The sequence below is a fragment of the Clostridium sp. D43t1_170807_H7 genome, assembly GCF_015555905.1.
Taxonomy (GTDB): Bacteria; Bacillota; Clostridia; order Clostridiales; family Clostridiaceae; genus Clostridium.
Window position 1 is genome coordinate 224527 of record NZ_JADNLK010000002.1, and the last position, 19369, is coordinate 243895.

A 19369-nucleotide genomic window follows, 5' to 3' on the forward strand; every position below is an offset into this window, starting at 1 on the left:
CTCTATTCCGTAGCAAGCATTAGCTTTTCTAAGTCATCTAACCTTGTTTTTACAGTCCCATCTATAACGTCATTTCCTATTCTTACATAAATTCCGCCTAGAATTTCTGGATCAATTTCTTTTTTCAATATAACTTCTTTATTATATTTTTTTTCAAGCTTATCTACTAAGGAGTTATATTCATTTTCTTCTAATGGTACAGTAGTTTTTACAATTCCCTGTAATACATTTAATTTTTCTAAATGAATTTTTTCCATTTCTTTTAATTTTTCTTTTAAAAATAAAATTCTATCCTTCTCTATCAATATTAATAAAAATGATAAAAGTTCTTCATCTATTTTACCTTTAAATATATTAATAAAAGTCTTTTTCTTTTGCTTTGTACCTATTTGTGGATGTTTTATTACTTCAAAGAAATCTTTGTTATTTTCAATTAGTTCACAAATTTCTCTTAAATCTCCTAGATACTCATCAACTTTTCCTTTCTGTTCTGCCACCTCATATAGTGCCAGTGCATATCTTCGGTCTAAGTACTCATACATATTTAATTACCTACCTCAGAAATAAACTCATCAATTAATTGTCTATTTTTTTCTTCATCAATATTTTTTTCTATTACTTTTCTAGAAAGATCTAAAGCTAAATCTATAGCTTCTTTCTTTAATGCATATTCTGCTTTTTCTTTTTCTCTCTCTATTTCTACTTTTGCTCTTTCTATAATTAAATTTGCCTCTGACTTTGCTTCTTCAACAATTTCATCATATATTTTTTCAGCCTTTTTCTTATGTCTTTCTGTAATAGCTTTACCTTCTTCTCTAACTCTTTGTAGTTCTCTTTCATTATTGATTGCTAGAGTTCTTGCTTTTTCAAGCTCTTCATCTGCACTATCTAACTTTTGAGATATTTCATTTTCTCTAGCTTCAACTATTAATTTAACTTTTTCAAAGAAGAAATATTTTAATCCAAAGAATAGAATTAAAAAATTTACTACTGTGGCCAACATAACACCTAGATTAAATTCCATTACTTATTCTACCCCCTTCTGGAGTCATTAAAATATTATGCTACTCCAACAAATATTAATAAGATTGATACTAGTAATCCATAGATAGCAGTTGCTTCAGCAAAAGCAGAACCTATAACTAATGTTGTAGTAATTTTTCCTGTTGCTTCTGGATTTCTTGCAACACCTTCAACAGCCTTTCCTGTAGCATTTCCTATACCAATACCTGCTCCTAACCCTACTAATACCGCAATACCTGCTCCTAATGCTCTCATTCCTATTTCACTCATTTTTTAAATTCCTCCTCTTAATTATGTTCAGATACTATTTTAATATTTATCATTGTTAACATTACAAAAATTACTGCTTGAATACCGCCATCAAATATATCGAAATATAAATGTAATGGAATAGGTATAACAAGTTGTGCAAACCATGCTACTTTCTCTAAGCTCTCATAAACAAGTTCAATTATAAAAGTAGCTGCTAACATATTACCAAAAAGTCTTAATGACAATGATATTGGAAGCATTACCCTCTCTAATATTGTAATAGGCAATATAAAAGATACTGGCTCTAAATATCCTTTAAAATATCCTCCAATGCCATTCTTTTTAATAGCATATCCTTGTACCATTACAAATGATATTAAAGCTAATGTTAATGTAACGCTAAAGTTTTTTGTTGGAGGGGATATTCCCACTAATCCTGTAAAATTCATTACTAGGACAAATATGCCTAAGGCTCCTACAAAAGGAACTATACTTATAAAACTTTCTCCAACATTACTTACTACGGCATTGTTTAGCATATTATAAATCCATTCAACAATAGTTTGTTTTTTAGTTGGTCTTATCTGCATATTTCGTGTAGACCACCATGCCAGTGCTAAAATTAATAAAACAATTACTAATTCAACTATTGCTTCTGGCTTTATATCAATTGCTATTTTACCTAAGTAAAAAGAAAATATAGCTTTTGATGATTCCATCTATTCACTTCCCTTCTGCACTTTTATAGTAGTTATTACTAGTATTATATAATGTATAAAAAATCCTATTAGAAAAGCTAATAAATAACTTATCTTGTTAGAAAAAACTACCGCTATAGCAACTATACTTACTATTCTTATTAAATAACTCACGGGAAATAAAATTGCTTTATTTTTTTGAGGTTTATTTAAAAATTTATTAGTAACTATGGCTGAAACAACAAAGTTTATCATTGAAACTATTGCTCCAACTAATAATATGGCTCCAATCTTATATTGCCCTAATAATACTAATATTAAAAATAAAATAATCCCACTTATTAAATCATTTTTTGCTACAGATTTGACTATTATATTTAAGTCTTTAGTCATTTTCTTCTCCTAGTAAATAACTTATTTGGGACATAGTGATTTTACCTTATTCCTATATAAAAACTAACTATCTTTCTAGTTTGATATGTATCTATTATGTATAAAATAGCTCTTATCTAGGAATACTATTAATTTATCAGTACTTTCTTATCCCTATTGTCAGTAGGATTATATACCTACTTTGAAATTAATAAAAACCTCATTTTTAGTTATTTTTTACAATTTATCGTTAAAATCGCTGATTATTATATATTAATTCGTAAATACTCAGCTAAAATCTTATTTTTGCGCATTTTAATTTTTTTTTGCAATTTACTATTATTTCTTGCATTTATTTAAATTTTCTTAATATTTTTGTTTTTTAGTGTTTTTTAGTGATAACGTTTCATAATTTTATTGTGTTATTTTTTCTTAATAATATTATTATTTTTTAGATTTTTTAGTTTTTTTTTATCATTTTAAAACTCTTATTACACTATAATGTATAAACTTTTTATTGATTTTGAATAATTAAAATCCAATTTATTCATTATTTTTTTCAAATTTATTATTGTTTATTCAAATAATCACCATAAAATTTATTTATAATTGGTTAAATTATAAAAGGAGCCTCTAAAAAGCTCCCTTTCTCTCTCACTTTTGTTATTTTACTAATTAATAAAAACTAAACTCTTTCAACTACTAATGCAGTTCCCATTCCTCCACCTATACATAAAGTAGCTAATCCTTTTTTAGCATCTCTCTTTTCCATTTCGTGAAGTAATGTAACTAATATTCTAGCTCCTGAAGCTCCTACTGGATGTCCAAGTGCAATAGCACCACCATTTACATTAACTTTTTCCATATCAAAATTTAAATCTTTAGCTACTGCTAAACTTTGAGCAGCAAATGCTTCATTTGCTTCAATTAAATCCATATCCTCAACAGTTAATCCAGCTACTTCTAATGCTTTCTTTGTTGCATGGAATGGCCCATATCCCATAATAGAAGGCTCTAATCCCTTACTTCCATAAGAAACTATCTTAGCCATTGGTTTTACCCCTAATTCTTGAGCTTTTTCAGCACTCATAACTACAAATGCTGCAGCCCCATCGTTAATCCCTGATGCATTAGCAGCCGTTACAGTTCCATCTTTAATGAATGATGGTCTTAATTTAGACATCTTTTCTATAGTAGAACCGAATCTTGGGAATTCATCTTGTACAAATACCTTTGGTTCGCCTTTTTTTTGTGGAATAACTACTGGTACTATTTCATCTACAAATTTCCCTTCTTTAATTGCCTTTTCAGCCTTTAATTGAGAATTTAACGCAAATTCATCTTGCATTTCTCTTGTTAATCCCCACTCTTTAGCTATGTTTTCAGCTGTAACTCCCATATGATAATCATTAAATGCATCCCATAAAGCATCTTTAATCATAGTGTCAACCATTTTTCCATCGCCCATTCTTTGACCCCATCTAGCTCCAGGCATAGCATATGGTGCTGCTGACATATTTTCCATGCCTCCAGCAACTACTACATCACAATCACCCGCTTTAATCATTTGAGCTGCTAATGCAACACATCTTAAACCTGATCCACAAACTTTATTTATTGTCATTGCAGGCACCTCTACTGGTAATCCAGCTTTTACAGCAGCTTGTCTAGCCACGTTTTGTCCTTGTCCTGCTTGAATAACATTTCCCATAACCACTTCTTCTACTAATTCTGGTTTAATTCCCGCTCTATTTACAGCTTCTTTAATTACTATTGACCCTAACTCTGCTGCTGGAACATCTTTTAATGATCCACCAAATGACCCAATTGCAGTTCTTACTGCACTAACTATTACTACTTCTCTCATAAAAACTTCCTCCCATTACTATCCCCATAAAATCATAATAGTGTTAATTGTTTAAATTGTTAAACAATTAACACTATTATTATACCACTCCACTTTTTCCAATATCAACTAATTTTGAAAATATTTTACCTTTTATTATATTTTTTTGTACTTTTTACCTTCTATCATTTTTAATGTTATTTTGAATGTATATGTATCTTAAGGAAATTTACCCCTGGATAATTCAAATAAAATACTAGTACTATTTTATAAAAATCTTAAATACTAAATATCATTAACATCAAATGATAATTCTATTTTCTCATGTGTTGCTTCTAATTGAGTTAACTTCACGCCTGCACATTTAAGCATAAGCTTTGATGCCTTTACTGAATCTGTATTTGCATATTTATCGCTTAAATATATAACTTCACTTATTCCTGATTGTATTATTGCTTTTGCACACTCATTGCAAGGGAAAAGTGCAACATATATTCTACACCCTGATAAATCTTTTCCCTTAGAATTTAAAATTGCATTTAATTCAGCATGAACTACAAATGGATATTTTGTTTTTAAAGTTTCTCCTTCCTTATCCCATGGAAATTCATCATCTGAACAACCCTTAGGTAAACCATTATATCCTATACTTTCAATTATATTATTTTTATTTACTATACAAGCTCCAACTTGTGTACTAGGATCCTTACTTCTCTTGCCTGATAATAGTGCTACGGACATAAAATAATCATCCCATGATAAATATCCTTCTCTTTTACCCATATTATCTATCCTCCTATTCATTTTTATTAACTTAAATTTTAACCTACTATTATGTTAATTGTTTCTTATATTAAATATAGCAGAAGTCATTAACTTTTAAGGGAGTATGCATAAAATTGTAGATCTAGGCTTTAAAGCCAGTGATAGAGAAAAATTAATGATATTACCGGAAGGAATTATTATATAATAAGCTTTAGAATTTAATTATTATTGGAATAAAATTAGCGTTAAGAAGCTGAGGCGACGGTTAAGAGCTTCGAAGCTTTAGCTAATTTTATGGAAATAATAATATAAATTCTTAGCGAAATTATATGACTTACTGGAGGTTATATCATTAATTTTCGGCATCACGGCATTAACGCTTTAGTTCGCAATTTAGTTAAAAAGCGAAGACTGAAGTCTTCGCTTTTTATTATTTAGTCCCAAAAAGTCTATCTCCAGCATCTCCAAGACCTGGCACAATATATCCTTTTTCATTTAATTTTTCATCTATAGAAGCAACATATATGTTAACATCTGGATGTTGCTCTTGAACTAATTTAATTCCTTCTGGAGAAGAAATTAAGCACATTAATCTTATTTTCTTAGCTCCTCTTTTCTTTAATAAAGTTATGGCATCAGCTGCTGATCCACCTGTAGCTAACATTGGATCAACTACAATTACATCTCTTTCAGCTATATCTTGTGGTAGTTTACAGAAATATTCTACTGGTTGAAGAGTTTCTTCATCTCTATATAATCCTATATGTCCAACTTTTGCTGCCGGAATTAAGTTTAATATTCCATCAACCATTCCAAGTCCAGCTCTTAATATTGGAACTATAGCCATTTTCTTACCAGCTAACATTTGGCACTTTGTTTTACATATTGGTGTTTCTATCTCAACTTCTTCAGTTTCTAAATCTCTAGTTACTTCATATGCCATTAACATAGATACTTCTTCCACTAATTCTCTAAAATATTTTGATCCAGTATCCTTACTTCTTATGTATGCTAATTTATGTGATATTAAAGGGTGCTTCATTTCTGTTACTTTACTCATTTTCTTATTACTCCTAAGTTACTATTTATTATTTAGAATATTTTTTTTCAATTTCAGTGATTTTATTAATTCTTCTTGCGTGTCTATCGCCTTCAAACTCAGCGCCTAAGAATGCTTTAACTATATCTATTGCTAATCCTTTTCCAACAACTCTTTCTCCCATAGTTAATATATTTGCATCATTATGTTCTCTAGTTGCATGTGCACTAAATGTATCTGAACAAAGTGCTGCCCTTATTCCTGGAACCTTATTTGCAGCAATTCCTATTCCTATTCCTGTACCACAAATTAATATACCAAAATCAAATTCTTTAGCTACTACAGCCTCTGCAACTGGTAATGCTATATCAGCATAATCGCATGATTCTTCAGTATATGTACCAAAATCTTTAAATTCAATATTTTGATTTTTTAGATATTTAGCTATTTCCTCTTTTAAATTTAATCCACCATGGTCACAACCTAACGCAATCTTCATAAAAAACCAACCTTTCTATTATTTAATATACGATAATTATGTTATCGTATTTTTATATTTATAAAAAAAGAAGAATAGGTTCCCCCATCCTCCTTATTTACACATCTATAATATCATATCCAGCAGCCTTACTTAATCTATTCATTATTGCGACTCCAACACCTTTTTCTTCAAATCCCTGACATAAAATATATTGTACACCTATGTCATCACATTTTCTTAAAGCTTCAAAAAGATGTTTGGCAATTTGACTTAAATCTTTCTCGCTACCTAAAGATATCACACTACCTTTATCAAATTTATTTAAGTTTTCATCTGTAGTCAGTATAGCTACATCATTATTTTTTTCTATATAATTCTCTAACATTTCTTTAATAATTTCAATAGTTTTTTCATTTTTACCCCTAATTATTTTTAAATGTGCTTTTGGGGCATAATGCCTATACTTCATTCCTGGTGCTTTAGGTTTTAAATCAGCCCTTGGTTTTGATTTCAATGCTTTATCTATATCAATATTAGAATCTATTTCTTTAAGCATTTCTAAAGTTATCCCACCGGGTCTTAATATCATTGGAGGATTAACTGTACAATCAATAATTGTAGATTCAACTCCAATATCACTACTTTCTCCACCAATTATATAATCTACTCTACCATTTAGATCTTCTACACATCTTTCTACTTCAGTTGGGCTTGGTCTCCCTGATATATTAGCTGATGGTGCAGCAATTGGCCTTTCTGAAAGTTCTATAAGCTTAAGCGCTATTTCAGAATTAGGCATTCTTATACCAATAGTCTCTAGATTTGCACTTGTAACATTGGGTATAATATCCTTTTTTTCTAAAATTATAGTTAATGGACCTGGCCAAAATCTATTAATTAATTCTTGAGCTATAGGAGGAACTTCTTTTACTAAATCAGATACATCTTTAGAACTAACATGAACTATTAATGGATTATCTTGTGGTCTTCCCTTAGCAATAAATATTTTTTTTACAGAATCTTCATTTAGCGCATTTGCACCTAATCCATATACTGTTTCTGTAGGAAAAGCTACTGTCCCGCCATTCCTTATAACTTGTGCAGCTTCCTCTATAAATCTAATGTCTTTTTTAATATCTTTAATTATGGCAACCTTAGTTTCCATAAGGAATTACCTTCTTTCTCTAAATTTCTTTTTGACCTCTCGCTATTTTTATATTATCTATAGCTGATGTCGTATATGTAGCATTAACACAATTTCTATATATATTATCTAGCAAAATATATTTTTTTAATTCACCATTCCTAATAACCTTAAAATAACAAACTATACCTTTATTTATTCTTTTCAAACGTCTATACTCTACCGCTGCTTCTTCATATTTTTTTATAAATTCTTTATTTATTGGCTTCATTTTTTGATTTTTAATTTTTCCTTTTGTAACAATTATAATTTCCATGTTTTCATTACTTTTATTAGTATGCACAATTTCTACCCTATCACATTGAATATATGCATAATTCGAAAATAATCCAGTGCTAAACTTTAATTTATTATTAATACAATCAAATTTTAATGTACAACTATTAATCTTTCTTATAATTGCAATAGAAATAAGAAGCTCTATTAATACTAGGAATGCTACTATAGCAAAACTGTTAACGTATGCTAAATAAGTTATAATTGGAAGTAATATTGCTAAAAAAAACATAAAAACAATAAATAATTTATTATATTTTTTTTGTTTCTTTAATGCTTTTTCAATCTTCATATTATCACCTATTTTAAAAGCCTTACATTAAATAATGCAAGGCTTTTAAACTTACTATATTGAATCAGTATTACCCATTGCTTGCATCTTTTCTGCTTGGTCTGCAGTAATTAACGCATTTATAACTTCTTCAATATCTCCATTCATAAAACTATCTAGTTTATATAGTGTTAATCCGATTCTGTGATCAGTAATTCTTCCTTGAGGATAATTATAAGTTCTTATTCTTTCACTTCTATCCCCTGTACCAACTTGGCTCTTTCTATCTTCTGCAATTCCTGCAAGTCTTTCCGCTTCTGCAACTTCATAAAGTCTAGCTCTTAATACTCTCATAGCCTTTTCTTTATTTTTAAGTTGTGATTTTTCATCTTGGCATGCAACAACTGTACCTGTTGGTATATGTGTTATTCTAACAGCTGAATCTGTTGTATTAACGCATTGTCCTCCATTACCTGAAGATCTATAAACATCGATTCTTAAATCTTTATCATTGATTTCTATTTCAACATCATCAACTTCTGGTAAAACTGCAACTGTAGCTGTAGAAGTATGTATTCTACCTGAGCTTTCTGTATCTGGTACTCTTTGTACTCTATGTACACCACTCTCGTACTTAAGCTTTGAATAAGCTCCGTTACCCTTAATCATGAATACAACTTCTTTAAATCCACCAAGGTCATTTTCATTTGAACTCATCATTTCAACTGACCATCTTTGAGATTCCGCATATCTTGTATACATTCTGAAAAGATTTGCTGCAAATAGTGCTGCTTCATCTCCTCCAGCTCCACCTCTGATTTCAACAAATACGTTTTTATCATCGTTAGGATCTTTTGGTAATAATAAAATTTGAATCTTCTTTTCTAATTCTTCTTCTTGTTCTTTAAGACTTGAAATTTCTTCAGATAACATTTCCTTCATTTCTTTATCTGTTTCTTCTTCTAACATTTCTTTGTTAGCTTCTAAGTCTTCAACTACCTTTTTATATTCTCTATATGCTGTTACTATTATTTCTAAGTCAGCATGTTCCTTACATAGCTTTCTCCACTCTTTTTGGTTAGCCATTATTGAAGGATCTGATATTTTAACTGATAGTTCTTCGTATTTATTTTCCGTAAATGCTAATTTATCTAATAACATAGTATCACTCCGTACTGTATTTTTTCATATTTAAACATTATAACATAATAATCATTATTTTATCAAGTTTAAACAAACTTATAATGGTTAGTAGTTTTTAGTTAGTAGTTTAGGATGAAACTCCTAACTACTAACTCATAACTAATCTAAAGTTCACCAATAACTACTCTATCATGACCTGCTAAGTCCTTAATTACTCTTACATTTTTATATCCCTTTTCAAGCATTAAATCACTAACCTCTTTACTTTGATCATGACCTATTTCAAAGGCTAATGTTCCATTTGCTTTTAAAATTTTATCACTATCATCAACTATCTTCTTATAGAAATATAATCCATCTTCTCCACCGCTTAAAGCTGTATGAGGTTCATACTTTTTAACATCATCCATTAATGTCTCTATAACTTCTTCCTTTATATATGGTGGATTAGAAACTAATATGTCATATTTCTTTTGTTGATTTATAGCCTCTTCTAGCAAATCACTTTTTATAAATGTTGCTCTAGAATTTAAATTGTGCTTTGTTATATTTCTTTTAGTTACCTTTTCTGGAACATCATAGTAATCAATTAAATCTACTTTAGTATTTTCTCTTAAATAAGCAATAGATATACCTATTGCACCACTTCCACAACATAAATCACAAACATCGTATTCTCTATCATTATCAATAATTTTTAGAGTTTCTTCTACTAATATTTCAGTGTCTCCTCTTGGAATAAGTACACCTTCTTCAACTTGAAAATCTAATCCCATAAATTCAGTACTTTTTAATATATACTTAATAGGCATCTTATCTTTTCTTTTATTTATTAATCTGTAGAATTCTCTCTCTTTAAATTTACTAACTTCTTCTTCTTTGTTAGTAATTAAATAAAGTTTATCTTTTCCAAGAACTTTTCCTAATAACAATTGAGTATCTAATATATATGTTTCTATATCAGCTTCTTTTAATATTTTATTTCCATCTATTAATAATTCCCCAATTGTCTTCTTATATTCAATTCCCTCTGCTGCCATTAAAGATTTTATAGCAACCTCTAATTGTTCATCATTAGGCTCCTTAGTAGTAAGCTCTTGTAATTTTAAACCTGGATATGCAATAATTTTTCCCAATTTACTTTCAGTCCTTCCAAGCCATTTTATTAATTCATACGTAATTCCAGCAACTATAGGCATAAGTACTATTCTCAATACAAGTCTTTGCCAAAATCCACCCCAGCCTGTTAAAGTAAACAAAATAATGCTAACTATCATAGTTAAAAATAGAAAATTAGTTCCACATCTAGGATGTAATCTTCCAAACTTTCTTACATTTTCAACCGTTAGTTTTTCTTCAGCCTCATAACAAAATATAGTTTTATGTTCTGCGCCATGATATTGAAATACCCTGTATATATCATCTAACTTACTTATTAAATACATATAAGTTACTAAGATAGCTATTCTTATAGCTGATTCAATTAAATTTAATACTACAGGATGTAATCCTATATTTTTAAATATTGATGCTACTGCAGTAGGTATACCTAAAAACAATCCGGCTGCAACTATAAGAGATATCATCATAGTTATTGTGACAAGCAAATCATTAGCACCTTTATCTCCTAATTTGTTTTTAAGCCAAATATCAAATTTTGATTCTTCTTCATCTTCTTCAAAAAAACTTGCTGAATAATTTAGCGTATTAATACCAACTATTAATGAATCTATTAATATAGCTGCTCCTCTAATTATAGGAATATTTAAAATTCTATATCTTTTTGTTATTGGCTTTGTTTTTTTTACTTTAACTTCTATTTTTCCACTTGGAGTTCTTACCGCAGTTGCTAATCCTTTAGAACCACGCATCATAACTCCTTCAATTATAGCTTGACCCCCAACATCACATTTTCTCATATTATCACTCTTTCATTTTATTTTTCATTTTTAAATTTAAAATAACAATGTCCGCATAAAGATTCATATTCAACATTGTCTACATTGTCTATAGCAACTTGCTTACCCTCAAAAACAAATTTTCCATTTATTTTTCTACCATTTAAAACAGCTTTTCTTCCACACTTACATATAGTCTTTAACTCTTCTATGCTATGTGCTAATAATAATAATCTTGTACTTCCTTCAAATCCTTGCATTTTAAAGTCAGTTCTAAGTCCATAACAAATAACTGGTATATCTAAACAAACAGCAACTTCAAAAAGTTCATCTATTTGATGTGACTTTAAAAATTGAACTTCATCTACTAATATACAATCTATTTTATATTTATCATCTTCCCACTTCTTAACCTCTTCATATACATTCTGATCATCGTTAATTAATAAATCAACCTTACGCTCAACACCTAATCTAGATACTAGTTTATCTCCACCTTTTTTATCAGTTGAGGGTTTAATTAACACCACCTTCATTCCACGCTCTTCATAATTATGGGCAACCTGCATAAGATTTGTAGATTTCCCTGAATTCATAGCACCATATCTAAAATATAATTTACTCATAACGTCTCTCCTTCTCATTCTTGTCTATTTCGATTATAGCATTTTAATATATACTTAAAAAGATGTTTTTATTTCCTCGTTATATTGACTGCATTTATCGCTTATGTTATAATTCATTAGGTCATTGAATTAAATTCAATGAATGTATTTTTGAAAGAGGTGAATCAAATGAAACAAGGCATACATCCAGAATACCATCACGATGCTGTGGTTAAGTGCGCATGTGGAAACACTTTCACAACTGGTTCAGTTAAAGAAGAATTAAAAGTTGATATATGTGCTAAATGCCACCCATTCTTCACTGGTAAGCAAAAAATCGTTGATATCGGCGGTAGAGTTGACAAGTTCAATAAGAAGTTCGGTCTTAACAAATAGAATTAAATTGGAATTTATGAGAAAGAATTATATTCTTTCTCATTTTTTCTTTTAATAAAAAAATTAATAAAAAAGAGGCTTTTTTATTTAATAGATACTAAACATACAAATTTACTAATTATAGAATTTGCGTTTATCTATATGAAAATAAGCCTCTTTTATATATTATTAGCTATTTTTTAAATGTATCATTTTTTGGAAAAACTTGAATAAATTCTTTATTGTTCTTTGTTTTAGATAACATACTTATTAGATTTTCTGTAACATTTTCAATATTGCCATCTCTATACATAATTTTTCTAATAGCAAATGCTACTTCCTTCTCTTCATCTGATAACAATAAATCCTCTTTTCTAGTTCCAGATTTATAAATATCAATTGCTGGGAATATTCTTCTCTCTTGAAGTCTTCTATCTAAGTGAACTTCCATGTTACCAGTTCCCTTAAATTCTTCAAATATCATATCATCCATTCTTGAGCCAGTTTCAACTAAGGCAGTTGCTAAAATAGTTAAACTTCCGCCTTCTTCTATATTTCTTGCTGCTCCAAAGAATTTTTTTGGCATTATTAATGCACCTGGATCTAATCCCCCTGATAAAGTTCTACCTGTTGGAGTTATTGTTAAATTATATGCTCTAGATAACCTAGTTATACTGTCTAATAATATAACAACGTCTTTTCCTTGCTCTACCATTCTTTTAGCTCTCTCTAATACCATTTGAGCTACTTTAGCATGGTTTTGTGGCTCTTCATCAAATGTTGAATAAATAACCTCTCCATTTATAGACCTTTTCATATCAGTAACTTCTTCTGGTCTTTCATCTATTAATAAAACTATAAGTTTAATATCAGGATGATTTTTGCTAATATTTTGAGCAACCTTTTTTAACAAAGTAGTTTTACCAGCCTTTGGTGGAGCAACAATAACTCCCCTTTGCCCTTTTCCTATTGGACAAATAATATCCATTAATCTAGAAGATAAATCTTTCTCATTATCAGTTTCTAAATGTAATCTCTCGTTAGGATATATAGGTGTTAATGTTTCAAAATTCTTTCTTCCTATGGCCTTCTCTGGATTATCACCATTTACTTTTTCAACAAATAATAAAGCCTTAAATTTTTCACCATCTTTAGCTTCTCTTACTTTTCCTTGAACCTCATCACCAGTTCTTAAGTTAAATCTTCTTATTTGTGATGGTGATACATATATATCATTTTCCCCAGTTAAGTAATTATTACATCTCAAGAATCCAAAGTTATTATTTTCTTGAACTTCTAATACTCCCTTAGAAGAACCAGATTCATTTATCATAACTTTTAATCTTTCTTTCTTCTCCTCTTTTTCTTCATCTGTCATAGAATAGCTTTCTCTATTTTCATGATTATTTGAAAAAGTGTTATTAGTATTTTCCTGTTCCTTTACTTTAGGAGCTATTTTTTCTGTTAAAATCACCCCATTTTTTTCTATAGCATTAGGTGTAACCTTTATTAATTCATCAATTATTTCATTTTTCTTCAATTTACTTATGTTTTTTATTCCAAGCTCTTTAGCCTTATTTTTTAAATCGACTAAAGTCATCTCAGCATATGTCTCTCTGGTCAAACTGACACCTCCAATAGTTCTGTTTAATTTGGGATAATAATAGACTAAACCTCAGGTTTGATATATTTGAAATGAACTACATTCTTATTAAAATAAAATATATATTAATATTGTATATTTAAATTTATATATAATTATGAACTAATAAGCTTTAAAATTCAATAGAAAGTTACATTATAAGCTTATCCACTTTTAATAATTTTATAATCCTTGAAAAAAAGTGAAGACTTACGTCTTCACTTTTCTTATTTTTCTCCTATTGCTGCCTTTACAAATGATTTAAATAATGGATGTGGATTATTTGGTCTTGATTTTAATTCTGGATGGAATTGTGCAGCTACAAACCATGGATGATCTTCAATTTCCACAATCTCAACTAATCTTCCATCTGGACTCGTACCTGTAATTTTCATTCCAGCCTCAATTATTTGTTTTCTATATTCATTATTAAACTCATATCTATGTCTATGTCTCTCATAAACTAATGAATCTGAATAACATTCATAAACTTTTGATGTTTTATCTAATTTACATGGATATAATCCTAATCTCATTGTTCCACCTAAATCTTCAATATCCTTTTGTTCTGGCATAAGGTCTATTACAGGATATGATGTTTCAGGATTAATTTCAGAACTATTAGCATCTTCATACCCTAATACATTTCTCGCAAATTCAATTACTGCAGTTTGCATTCCTAAACATATTCCTAAGAAAGGTATCTTATTTTCTCTTGCATATTTAATAGCTTCAATCTTACCTTCTACTCCTCTATCTCCGAATCCACCTGGTACTAAGATTCCATCAACATCTCCTAATAACTTATTAGAATTCTCTGCTGTTACATCCATTGCATTTATCCATTTAATTTCTACATTTGTTCCATTAGCTAATCCACCATGACTTAATGCTTCTACTACAGATAAGTAAGCATCATGTAACTCTACATACTTTCCTACTAACGCAATCTTAACGCTTCCTTCTAAATTCTTTAATCTAGAAACCATGTCAATCCATTCTGTATTATCAATATCTCTACAACCTAATTCTAATTTTTCAACTACTAATCTATCTAAACCTTCTTTATGAAGCATTAGTGGAACTTCATATAAATGATCAGCATCTAAATTTTGTATTACGCACTTACCTTCTATATTACAGAATAGTCCTATTTTAGATTTTAAATCATCTGATATTTCTTTTTCAGATCTACAGACTATAATGTCTGGTTGAATACCAATACTTCTTAACTCTTTAACAGAATGTTGTGTTGGCTTAGTTTTTAATTCACCTGATTTTCCTAAGAAAGGTACTAGTGTAACATGTATAAAGCATACATTTTCTCTACCAACATCATATTTTATTTGTCTTATAGCTTCAAGAAATGGTAATGATTCAATATCACCAACAGTTCCACCTATTTCAGTTATTACAACATCAACATCTGTCTCTTTAGCTACTCTATAAACTCTTTCTTTTATAGCATTTGTGATATGAGGTATAACTTGTACAGTTCCTCCAAGATATTCTCCTCTTCTCTCTTTAGATATAACTGACCAATACACTTTACCTGAAGTAATATTGCTATTTTTAGTTAAATTTTCATCTATAAATCTCTCATAATGACCTAAATCTAAATCTGTTTCTGCTCCATCATCAGTTACAAAAACCTCACCATGTTGATATGGACTCATTGTTCCTGGATCCACATTTAAGTATGGATCAAACTTTTGTATAGATACTTTTAATCCTCTATTCTTTAACAATCTTCCTAATGAAGCTGCTGTTATTCCTTTTCCTAATCCTGATACTACTCCACCTGTTACAAAAACATATTTAGTACTCATGCTTAACCCCCATGTATTTTAAAATTAATTTAAATTTTCTATTGACTATTGATTTTTATAATAGTATAATTTAAATTACCTCTCTTATTGCCAAGAGATAAATAATCATAGATATTATACTACCACATTAGTTGAAATTAAGCTAGTGTTTTTTATGCTTTTTTTAAATTTTCTTTTATTTTATCTTCTAATTCAAAATATTCATCTCTAAATCTTTTATTTATTAGTATCTTTTCTTCCGCTTTTTTCATTCTATAGCACAACATTCTATTGTTTAAAATTCCCAAGTTCTCTTGAATAATCTCTGAATTTAAGCATTTAAATTTTTTCATAAGTAAAAGTGTCAAATATAAATTATCTTTCTTTTTTAGTCTCTTTTTAAACTCTTCATAACTCATACCATAATAACTACATAAAATTAACATTATAACTTCATACTTATTTATATTACCCACTCCTCTTTTCACTGTGCTTTTCTTTAATTATTTCCTTCGTAATTTTTTTTATTCATAAAAAAGACTTCTATGAATAATTAATTTCATAGAAGTCTAAAATTTAATTTACTTTAATTTTAATATTTAACTCAGTAACTATTCCTTCTTGACCATCAAGTCCTAAAGTATACTTAGAGTAAATCTCTCCACCATTTTCATTAATATTTATATTTAATTTTTCAGTATCGACATTTAAATCTAATACTCCATATGGTGTATTATATAAAGAAACAGCCATAGCCCCTTCTTTAAACTCCATATTTGTAGTAGTTGATCCAACTCTTTCTAATACCATTATATTATCTTGTATATTTAAAGTAGTAGTTGTTCCATCCATTCCTGATATTTCTGACTCTTCATATATTGCCTTAAATCCATCTTCATCAATTATAAACTTTCCTGGAGTCACTACTTCAATTACTTCATTAGGATCTAAATTTGATGAACTCTTTACAGATATAATCGCTCTCTTTTCCATTTTATCCCCCTATTTTATAGAAATCATATATTTTTCTAGCTCTTTATCACTTATAGGTTCTACAACTATAATATTTTCTAACTTTTGTCCATATATACCATATTTAACTTTTAACTCAGATTCTTCTCTTCCTTTGCTATATCTAGCAGCCATTCTAGCAGCTAAATGTATGTCATTTTCAGTTCCATTTCCTTCTAATAATACAAGTGCTCCTGAAAAATCAGTTGTATGGAAAGAATAATATTCCTTATGTATAAGTGATTTAATTGCCTCTCCCTCTTCTTGAGTTCTTGCAACTATTATCTTATTATTATCCTCTGTTCTAAAATGTCTTCCATATCTTAAAAGTCTTAATTCATCTTCTTCCACTTCTTCTTTAAAAGTTAAAAGATCCTTTAATCTTAGTGCATAATTTGGTTCTGTTAACTTACATCCACCTGCTGGTGATGGATATTCAGTTATTCCCCATTTTGCAGCTAACTCCATTTGTGGTTTTCTACTTCTTCCACTAATATTCAATAACTTTTCTCTATCAACTAACCCACTTAACTCCATTTCTGTAGGCTCCATATTTTTTGCACATAACGGTCTTAAAATTTTATTAGCAAATCCCGATTCCTTCTTTACAATATTTAAAGCTTGTCTATTTTGAGACATAGGACGTTGATTTAATACTTCACCTGTAATAATAAAATCTGCATTATGCTCTTCTAGTAGCTTTCCTGCATAATTCATCATCATAGCATGACAATCTATACATGGATTCATATTTTTTCCTCTACCATGTTTAGGGTTTTTAACCAATTCTAAATGCTCTGGTGAAAAATCCACTACTAATAGTGGTATGCCTATTTGCTTCGTCATTTTTATCGCACTTTCTTCACTAAAGAAATATGATCTAAAGCAAATTCCTAATACTTCTATACCTTGCTCCTTTATTAATTTTGCTGCTAAAATACTATCTAGCCCTCCTGAAATCATAGCTAATGCCTTTGCCATACTTTTCCTCCTGTTAATCAAAAATGTTCTCTATAGCTTCTAGTATCTTAAATTTAAATTTAATTCCGCTATTAACATTACTTGACTCATTATTTTTTTCTTTATCTTCATTTGTTGTATTATCGTCTTTAGGTTCTATATCTTCAATTTCATCTTTTAAATTACTAGAATCTACTGAATTTTTACTTTCATCAACAAAGCATAGTGATGGAAACATAACACACCACCAATTTTGTCCCTTTCCTTCTCCTATTATAACCCTAAAGGCTTCATAATTTCCTTGTGGAAAAACACAATCTCCATATACCTTATCAGGAAAATTCTCATAAGACAACATTGTAGTTACTTTATAAGTATAATTATTTTCTTCAATAACCTCTTTTGCAATTTCATTAACATAATCAATATTTTCTTCTAATATATTTTCTGCTTCTTCTACTGAATTTACATTGCTTAATTTTTCACTTAATGCTTCAACTACTTTATCTCTAACTTTTAGCTTAAGATTTTGATCTTCATATGTATCGCTGTTTGCTATAACATGGAATCTTATAAGCTTGTCCTTAATATCATCATAATTTAACTCTGTTAATTCCAAACTACTTTCCTTAGTATTATTTCCAAAAATTTGGCATCCATTTAAAATCAAAACTACTAGAACTATAGGTACTATAAAATAAATATACTTTTTCATAAACATAACCCCTTTCTAGTTTTAAGTATTGACATTATAAAGGGGTTTATTCATTTATATTTAAATTTTTTTAAATAGTTCTAGTTAAAAATACTTCTCTGTAATTTTCTTTCATCTTTTCATAACATCTTTGAGCTTTTAACATATCATCAAAAAACGCGAATACACTTGGTCCGCTTCCACTCATCATGCTCCCAACCGCACCATATCTATTCATATCCTCTTTTATTTTGATTAATATATTATGCTTTCTTAAAGTCACATTTTCTAATAAATTTTTCATATTATTTGCTACATAATACAAATTATCATTTTCCATGGCTTCTATTAAATTCTCAGTTTTAGGATGTACCCTAACTCTATCTAAATTAAAAGATTTATATACTTCTTTAGTTGAAACTCCAAAACTAGGCTTTACTAAAACTAATATTTTATCCTTAAAAGGTTGTAAAGTTGTTATCTTTTCTCCAATTCCTTCGCAAAGAGCTGTTCCGCCATTAATGCAATATGGAATATCTGCCCCTAGTTTTAATCCAATATCCATTAACTCTTCATCAGATACATTCACTTCAAAAATCTTATTCATAAGTTTTAAAACAGCAGCTGCATCTGTACTTCCTCCAGCTAAACCTGCTGATACCGGAATATTTTTTACAATATCAATATGAACTCCGTCTTCAATATTATATGTTTCTTTAAATAAACTTGCTGCTTTATAGGCTAAGTTTCTCGAATCTGTAGGAACATAATTTTTATTACAACTTATTGTTATACCTTCTTTTTGTTTTTCTACGGATATTTCATCATACAAATCTATATTTTGCATTATCATTTTTAATAAATGATATCCATCACTTTCTCTTTTTCCTACTATATCTAAAGAAATATTAATTTTTGCATAGGCCTTTATTTTCATATATTCAAATCCTTTCAATGGAAAGTGCATACTTCTAAATTAAAGTTCAGAGTATAAACCCTGAACTTT

General features: G+C 29.0%; 22 protein-coding genes. 1 reads left to right on the forward strand and 21 read right to left on the reverse strand.

The features are described 5' to 3' along the window. Window positions 1–2: 2 nt before the first annotated feature. The 14 genes from I2E98_RS02340 to I2E98_RS02405 form a co-directional block, all read right to left on the reverse strand. Window positions 3–542, reverse strand: coding sequence for a F0F1 ATP synthase subunit delta (locus tag I2E98_RS02340; RefSeq protein ID WP_195467356.1), 540 nt, complete (start codon window positions 540–542; stop codon window positions 3–5). 2 nt (window positions 543–544) lie between these two features. Continuing rightward, window positions 545–1024: a F0F1 ATP synthase subunit B gene (locus tag I2E98_RS02345; RefSeq protein ID WP_195467357.1), complete on the reverse strand. Its 480-nt coding sequence runs from the start codon at window positions 1022–1024 to the stop codon at window positions 545–547. A gap of 35 nt (window positions 1025–1059) precedes the next feature. After that, window positions 1060–1293, reverse strand: a complete 234-nt coding sequence (gene atpE / locus I2E98_RS02350) for an ATP synthase F0 subunit C (protein WP_195467358.1) — start codon at window positions 1291–1293, stop codon at window positions 1060–1062. Between the two features lie 17 nt (window positions 1294–1310). Next, window positions 1311–1994 carry a F0F1 ATP synthase subunit A gene (locus I2E98_RS02355; RefSeq protein WP_195467359.1) on the reverse strand — a complete coding sequence of 228 codons (684 nt, stop codon included), beginning with the start codon at window positions 1992–1994 and terminating at the stop codon, window positions 1311–1313. Then, complete coding sequence (locus I2E98_RS02360; protein WP_195467360.1) at window positions 1995–2366, reverse strand: ATP synthase subunit I; 372 nt, start codon at window positions 2364–2366, stop codon at window positions 1995–1997. 664 nt (window positions 2367–3030) lie between these two features. Beyond that, window positions 3031–4212, reverse strand: a complete 1182-nt coding sequence (locus I2E98_RS02365) for an acetyl-CoA C-acetyltransferase (protein ID WP_195467361.1) — start codon at window positions 4210–4212, stop codon at window positions 3031–3033. A gap of 264 nt (window positions 4213–4476) precedes the next feature. Next, complete coding sequence (locus tag I2E98_RS02370) at window positions 4477–4974, reverse strand: dCMP deaminase family protein (protein ID WP_195467362.1); 498 nt, start codon at window positions 4972–4974, stop codon at window positions 4477–4479. 412 nt (window positions 4975–5386) lie between these two features. Beyond that, window positions 5387–6016, reverse strand: a complete 630-nt coding sequence (gene upp, locus I2E98_RS02375; protein ID WP_195467363.1) for a uracil phosphoribosyltransferase — start codon at window positions 6014–6016, stop codon at window positions 5387–5389. Between the two features lie 28 nt (window positions 6017–6044). Continuing rightward, window positions 6045–6494 (reverse strand): ribose 5-phosphate isomerase B, encoded by a 450-nt coding sequence (gene rpiB, locus I2E98_RS02380; RefSeq protein WP_195467364.1) that lies wholly within the window; start codon window positions 6492–6494, stop codon window positions 6045–6047. A gap of 97 nt (window positions 6495–6591) precedes the next feature. Beyond that, window positions 6592–7641, reverse strand: coding sequence for an L-threonylcarbamoyladenylate synthase (locus I2E98_RS02385; RefSeq protein ID WP_195467365.1), 1050 nt, complete (start codon window positions 7639–7641; stop codon window positions 6592–6594). 19 nt (window positions 7642–7660) lie between these two features. Next, complete coding sequence (locus I2E98_RS02390; protein ID WP_195467366.1) at window positions 7661–8248, reverse strand: hypothetical protein; 588 nt, start codon at window positions 8246–8248, stop codon at window positions 7661–7663. A gap of 54 nt (window positions 8249–8302) precedes the next feature. Next, the gene (gene prfA, locus I2E98_RS02395; RefSeq protein WP_195467367.1) at window positions 8303–9388 is read right to left on the reverse strand and encodes a peptide chain release factor 1; all 1086 of its coding nucleotides are present in this window, start codon (window positions 9386–9388) and stop codon (window positions 8303–8305) included. 146 nt (window positions 9389–9534) lie between these two features. Further along, complete coding sequence (gene prmC, locus I2E98_RS02400) at window positions 9535–11289, reverse strand: peptide chain release factor N(5)-glutamine methyltransferase (RefSeq protein ID WP_195467368.1); 1755 nt, start codon at window positions 11287–11289, stop codon at window positions 9535–9537. Between the two features lie 17 nt (window positions 11290–11306). Next, window positions 11307–11894, reverse strand: coding sequence for a thymidine kinase (locus tag I2E98_RS02405; RefSeq protein ID WP_195467369.1), 588 nt, complete (start codon window positions 11892–11894; stop codon window positions 11307–11309). A gap of 168 nt (window positions 11895–12062) precedes the next feature. On the opposite strand from I2E98_RS02405, the gene rpmE reads away from it, so the two are divergent. Next, window positions 12063–12269 carry a 50S ribosomal protein L31 gene (rpmE, locus tag I2E98_RS02410; protein ID WP_005212373.1) on the forward strand — a complete coding sequence of 69 codons (207 nt, stop codon included), beginning with the start codon at window positions 12063–12065 and terminating at the stop codon, window positions 12267–12269. Between the two features lie 172 nt (window positions 12270–12441). On the opposite strand, the gene rho is transcribed toward rpmE, so the two are convergent. The 7 genes from rho to ispE all read right to left on the reverse strand — a co-directional run bounded on the left by rho (window position 12442) and on the right by ispE (window position 19300). Further along, entirely contained in the window at window positions 12442–13872 is a 1431-nt protein-coding gene (gene rho, locus I2E98_RS02415) for a transcription termination factor Rho (RefSeq protein ID WP_195467370.1), read from the reverse strand. Between the two features lie 245 nt (window positions 13873–14117). Continuing rightward, window positions 14118–15719 carry a CTP synthase gene (locus tag I2E98_RS02420; RefSeq protein ID WP_195467371.1) on the reverse strand — a complete coding sequence of 534 codons (1602 nt, stop codon included), beginning with the start codon at window positions 15717–15719 and terminating at the stop codon, window positions 14118–14120. Window positions 15720–15871: 152 nt separating this feature from the next. After that, entirely contained in the window at window positions 15872–16174 is a 303-nt protein-coding gene (locus I2E98_RS02425) for a ribose-5-phosphate isomerase (RefSeq protein WP_195467372.1), read from the reverse strand. Window positions 16175–16274: 100 nt separating this feature from the next. Next, window positions 16275–16691, reverse strand: coding sequence for a DUF1934 domain-containing protein (locus I2E98_RS02430; protein ID WP_195467373.1), 417 nt, complete (start codon window positions 16689–16691; stop codon window positions 16275–16277). Window positions 16692–16700: 9 nt separating this feature from the next. Beyond that, window positions 16701–17690 (reverse strand): tRNA 4-thiouridine(8) synthase ThiI, encoded by a 990-nt coding sequence (locus tag I2E98_RS02435; RefSeq protein ID WP_195467374.1) that lies wholly within the window; start codon window positions 17688–17690, stop codon window positions 16701–16703. 13 nt (window positions 17691–17703) lie between these two features. Next, window positions 17704–18384: a stage II sporulation protein R gene (spoIIR, locus tag I2E98_RS02440; RefSeq protein ID WP_195467375.1), complete on the reverse strand. Its 681-nt coding sequence runs from the start codon at window positions 18382–18384 to the stop codon at window positions 17704–17706. A 70-nt stretch (window positions 18385–18454) separates the two neighbouring features. Beyond that, window positions 18455–19300, reverse strand: a complete 846-nt coding sequence (ispE, locus tag I2E98_RS02445; protein WP_195467376.1) for a 4-(cytidine 5'-diphospho)-2-C-methyl-D-erythritol kinase — start codon at window positions 19298–19300, stop codon at window positions 18455–18457. Window positions 19301–19369 lie beyond the last annotated feature (69 nt).

Excerpts from the sequence above, each read along its gene's own strand:
- upp (WP_195467363.1), bottom strand. The coding sequence starts at position 6,016 with ATGAGTAAAGTAACAGAAATGAAGCACCCTTTAATATCACATAAATTA.
- I2E98_RS02390 (WP_195467366.1), bottom strand. The coding sequence starts at position 8,248 with ATGAAGATTGAAAAAGCATTAAAGAAACAAAAAAAATATAATAAATTA.
- I2E98_RS02430 (WP_195467373.1), bottom strand. The coding sequence starts at position 16,691 with ATGGAAAAGAGAGCGATTATATCTGTAAAGAGTTCATCAAATTTAGAT.
- rpiB (WP_195467364.1), bottom strand. The coding sequence starts at position 6,494 with ATGAAGATTGCGTTAGGTTGTGACCATGGTGGATTAAATTTAAAAGAG.
- I2E98_RS02420 (WP_195467371.1), bottom strand. The coding sequence starts at position 15,719 with ATGAGTACTAAATATGTTTTTGTAACAGGTGGAGTAGTATCAGGATTA.
- atpE (WP_195467358.1), bottom strand. The coding sequence starts at position 1,293 with ATGAGTGAAATAGGAATGAGAGCATTAGGAGCAGGTATTGCGGTATTA.
- spoIIR (WP_195467375.1), bottom strand. The coding sequence starts at position 18,384 with ATGAAAAAGTATATTTATTTTATAGTACCTATAGTTCTAGTAGTTTTG.
- I2E98_RS02370 (WP_195467362.1), bottom strand. The coding sequence starts at position 4,974 with ATGGGTAAAAGAGAAGGATATTTATCATGGGATGATTATTTTATGTCC.
- I2E98_RS02355 (WP_195467359.1), bottom strand. The coding sequence starts at position 1,994 with ATGGAATCATCAAAAGCTATATTTTCTTTTTACTTAGGTAAAATAGCA.
- I2E98_RS02365 (WP_195467361.1), bottom strand. The coding sequence starts at position 4,212 with ATGAGAGAAGTAGTAATAGTTAGTGCAGTAAGAACTGCAATTGGGTCA.
- I2E98_RS02360 (WP_195467360.1), bottom strand. The coding sequence starts at position 2,366 with ATGACTAAAGACTTAAATATAATAGTCAAATCTGTAGCAAAAAATGAT.
- prfA (WP_195467367.1), bottom strand. The coding sequence starts at position 9,388 with ATGTTATTAGATAAATTAGCATTTACGGAAAATAAATACGAAGAACTA.
- ispE (WP_195467376.1), bottom strand. The coding sequence starts at position 19,300 with ATGAAAATAAAGGCCTATGCAAAAATTAATATTTCTTTAGATATAGTA.
- I2E98_RS02340 (WP_195467356.1), bottom strand. The coding sequence starts at position 542 with ATGTATGAGTACTTAGACCGAAGATATGCACTGGCACTATATGAGGTG.
- prmC (WP_195467368.1), bottom strand. The coding sequence starts at position 11,289 with ATGAGAAAATGTGATGTTGGGGGTCAAGCTATAATTGAAGGAGTTATG.
- I2E98_RS02345 (WP_195467357.1), bottom strand. The coding sequence starts at position 1,024 with ATGGAATTTAATCTAGGTGTTATGTTGGCCACAGTAGTAAATTTTTTA.
- I2E98_RS02385 (WP_195467365.1), bottom strand. The coding sequence starts at position 7,641 with ATGGAAACTAAGGTTGCCATAATTAAAGATATTAAAAAAGACATTAGA.
- rpmE (WP_005212373.1), top strand. The coding sequence starts at position 12,063 with ATGAAACAAGGCATACATCCAGAATACCATCACGATGCTGTGGTTAAG.
- I2E98_RS02435 (WP_195467374.1), bottom strand. The coding sequence starts at position 17,690 with ATGGCAAAGGCATTAGCTATGATTTCAGGAGGGCTAGATAGTATTTTA.
- I2E98_RS02405 (WP_195467369.1), bottom strand. The coding sequence starts at position 11,894 with ATGAGTAAATTATATTTTAGATATGGTGCTATGAATTCAGGGAAATCT.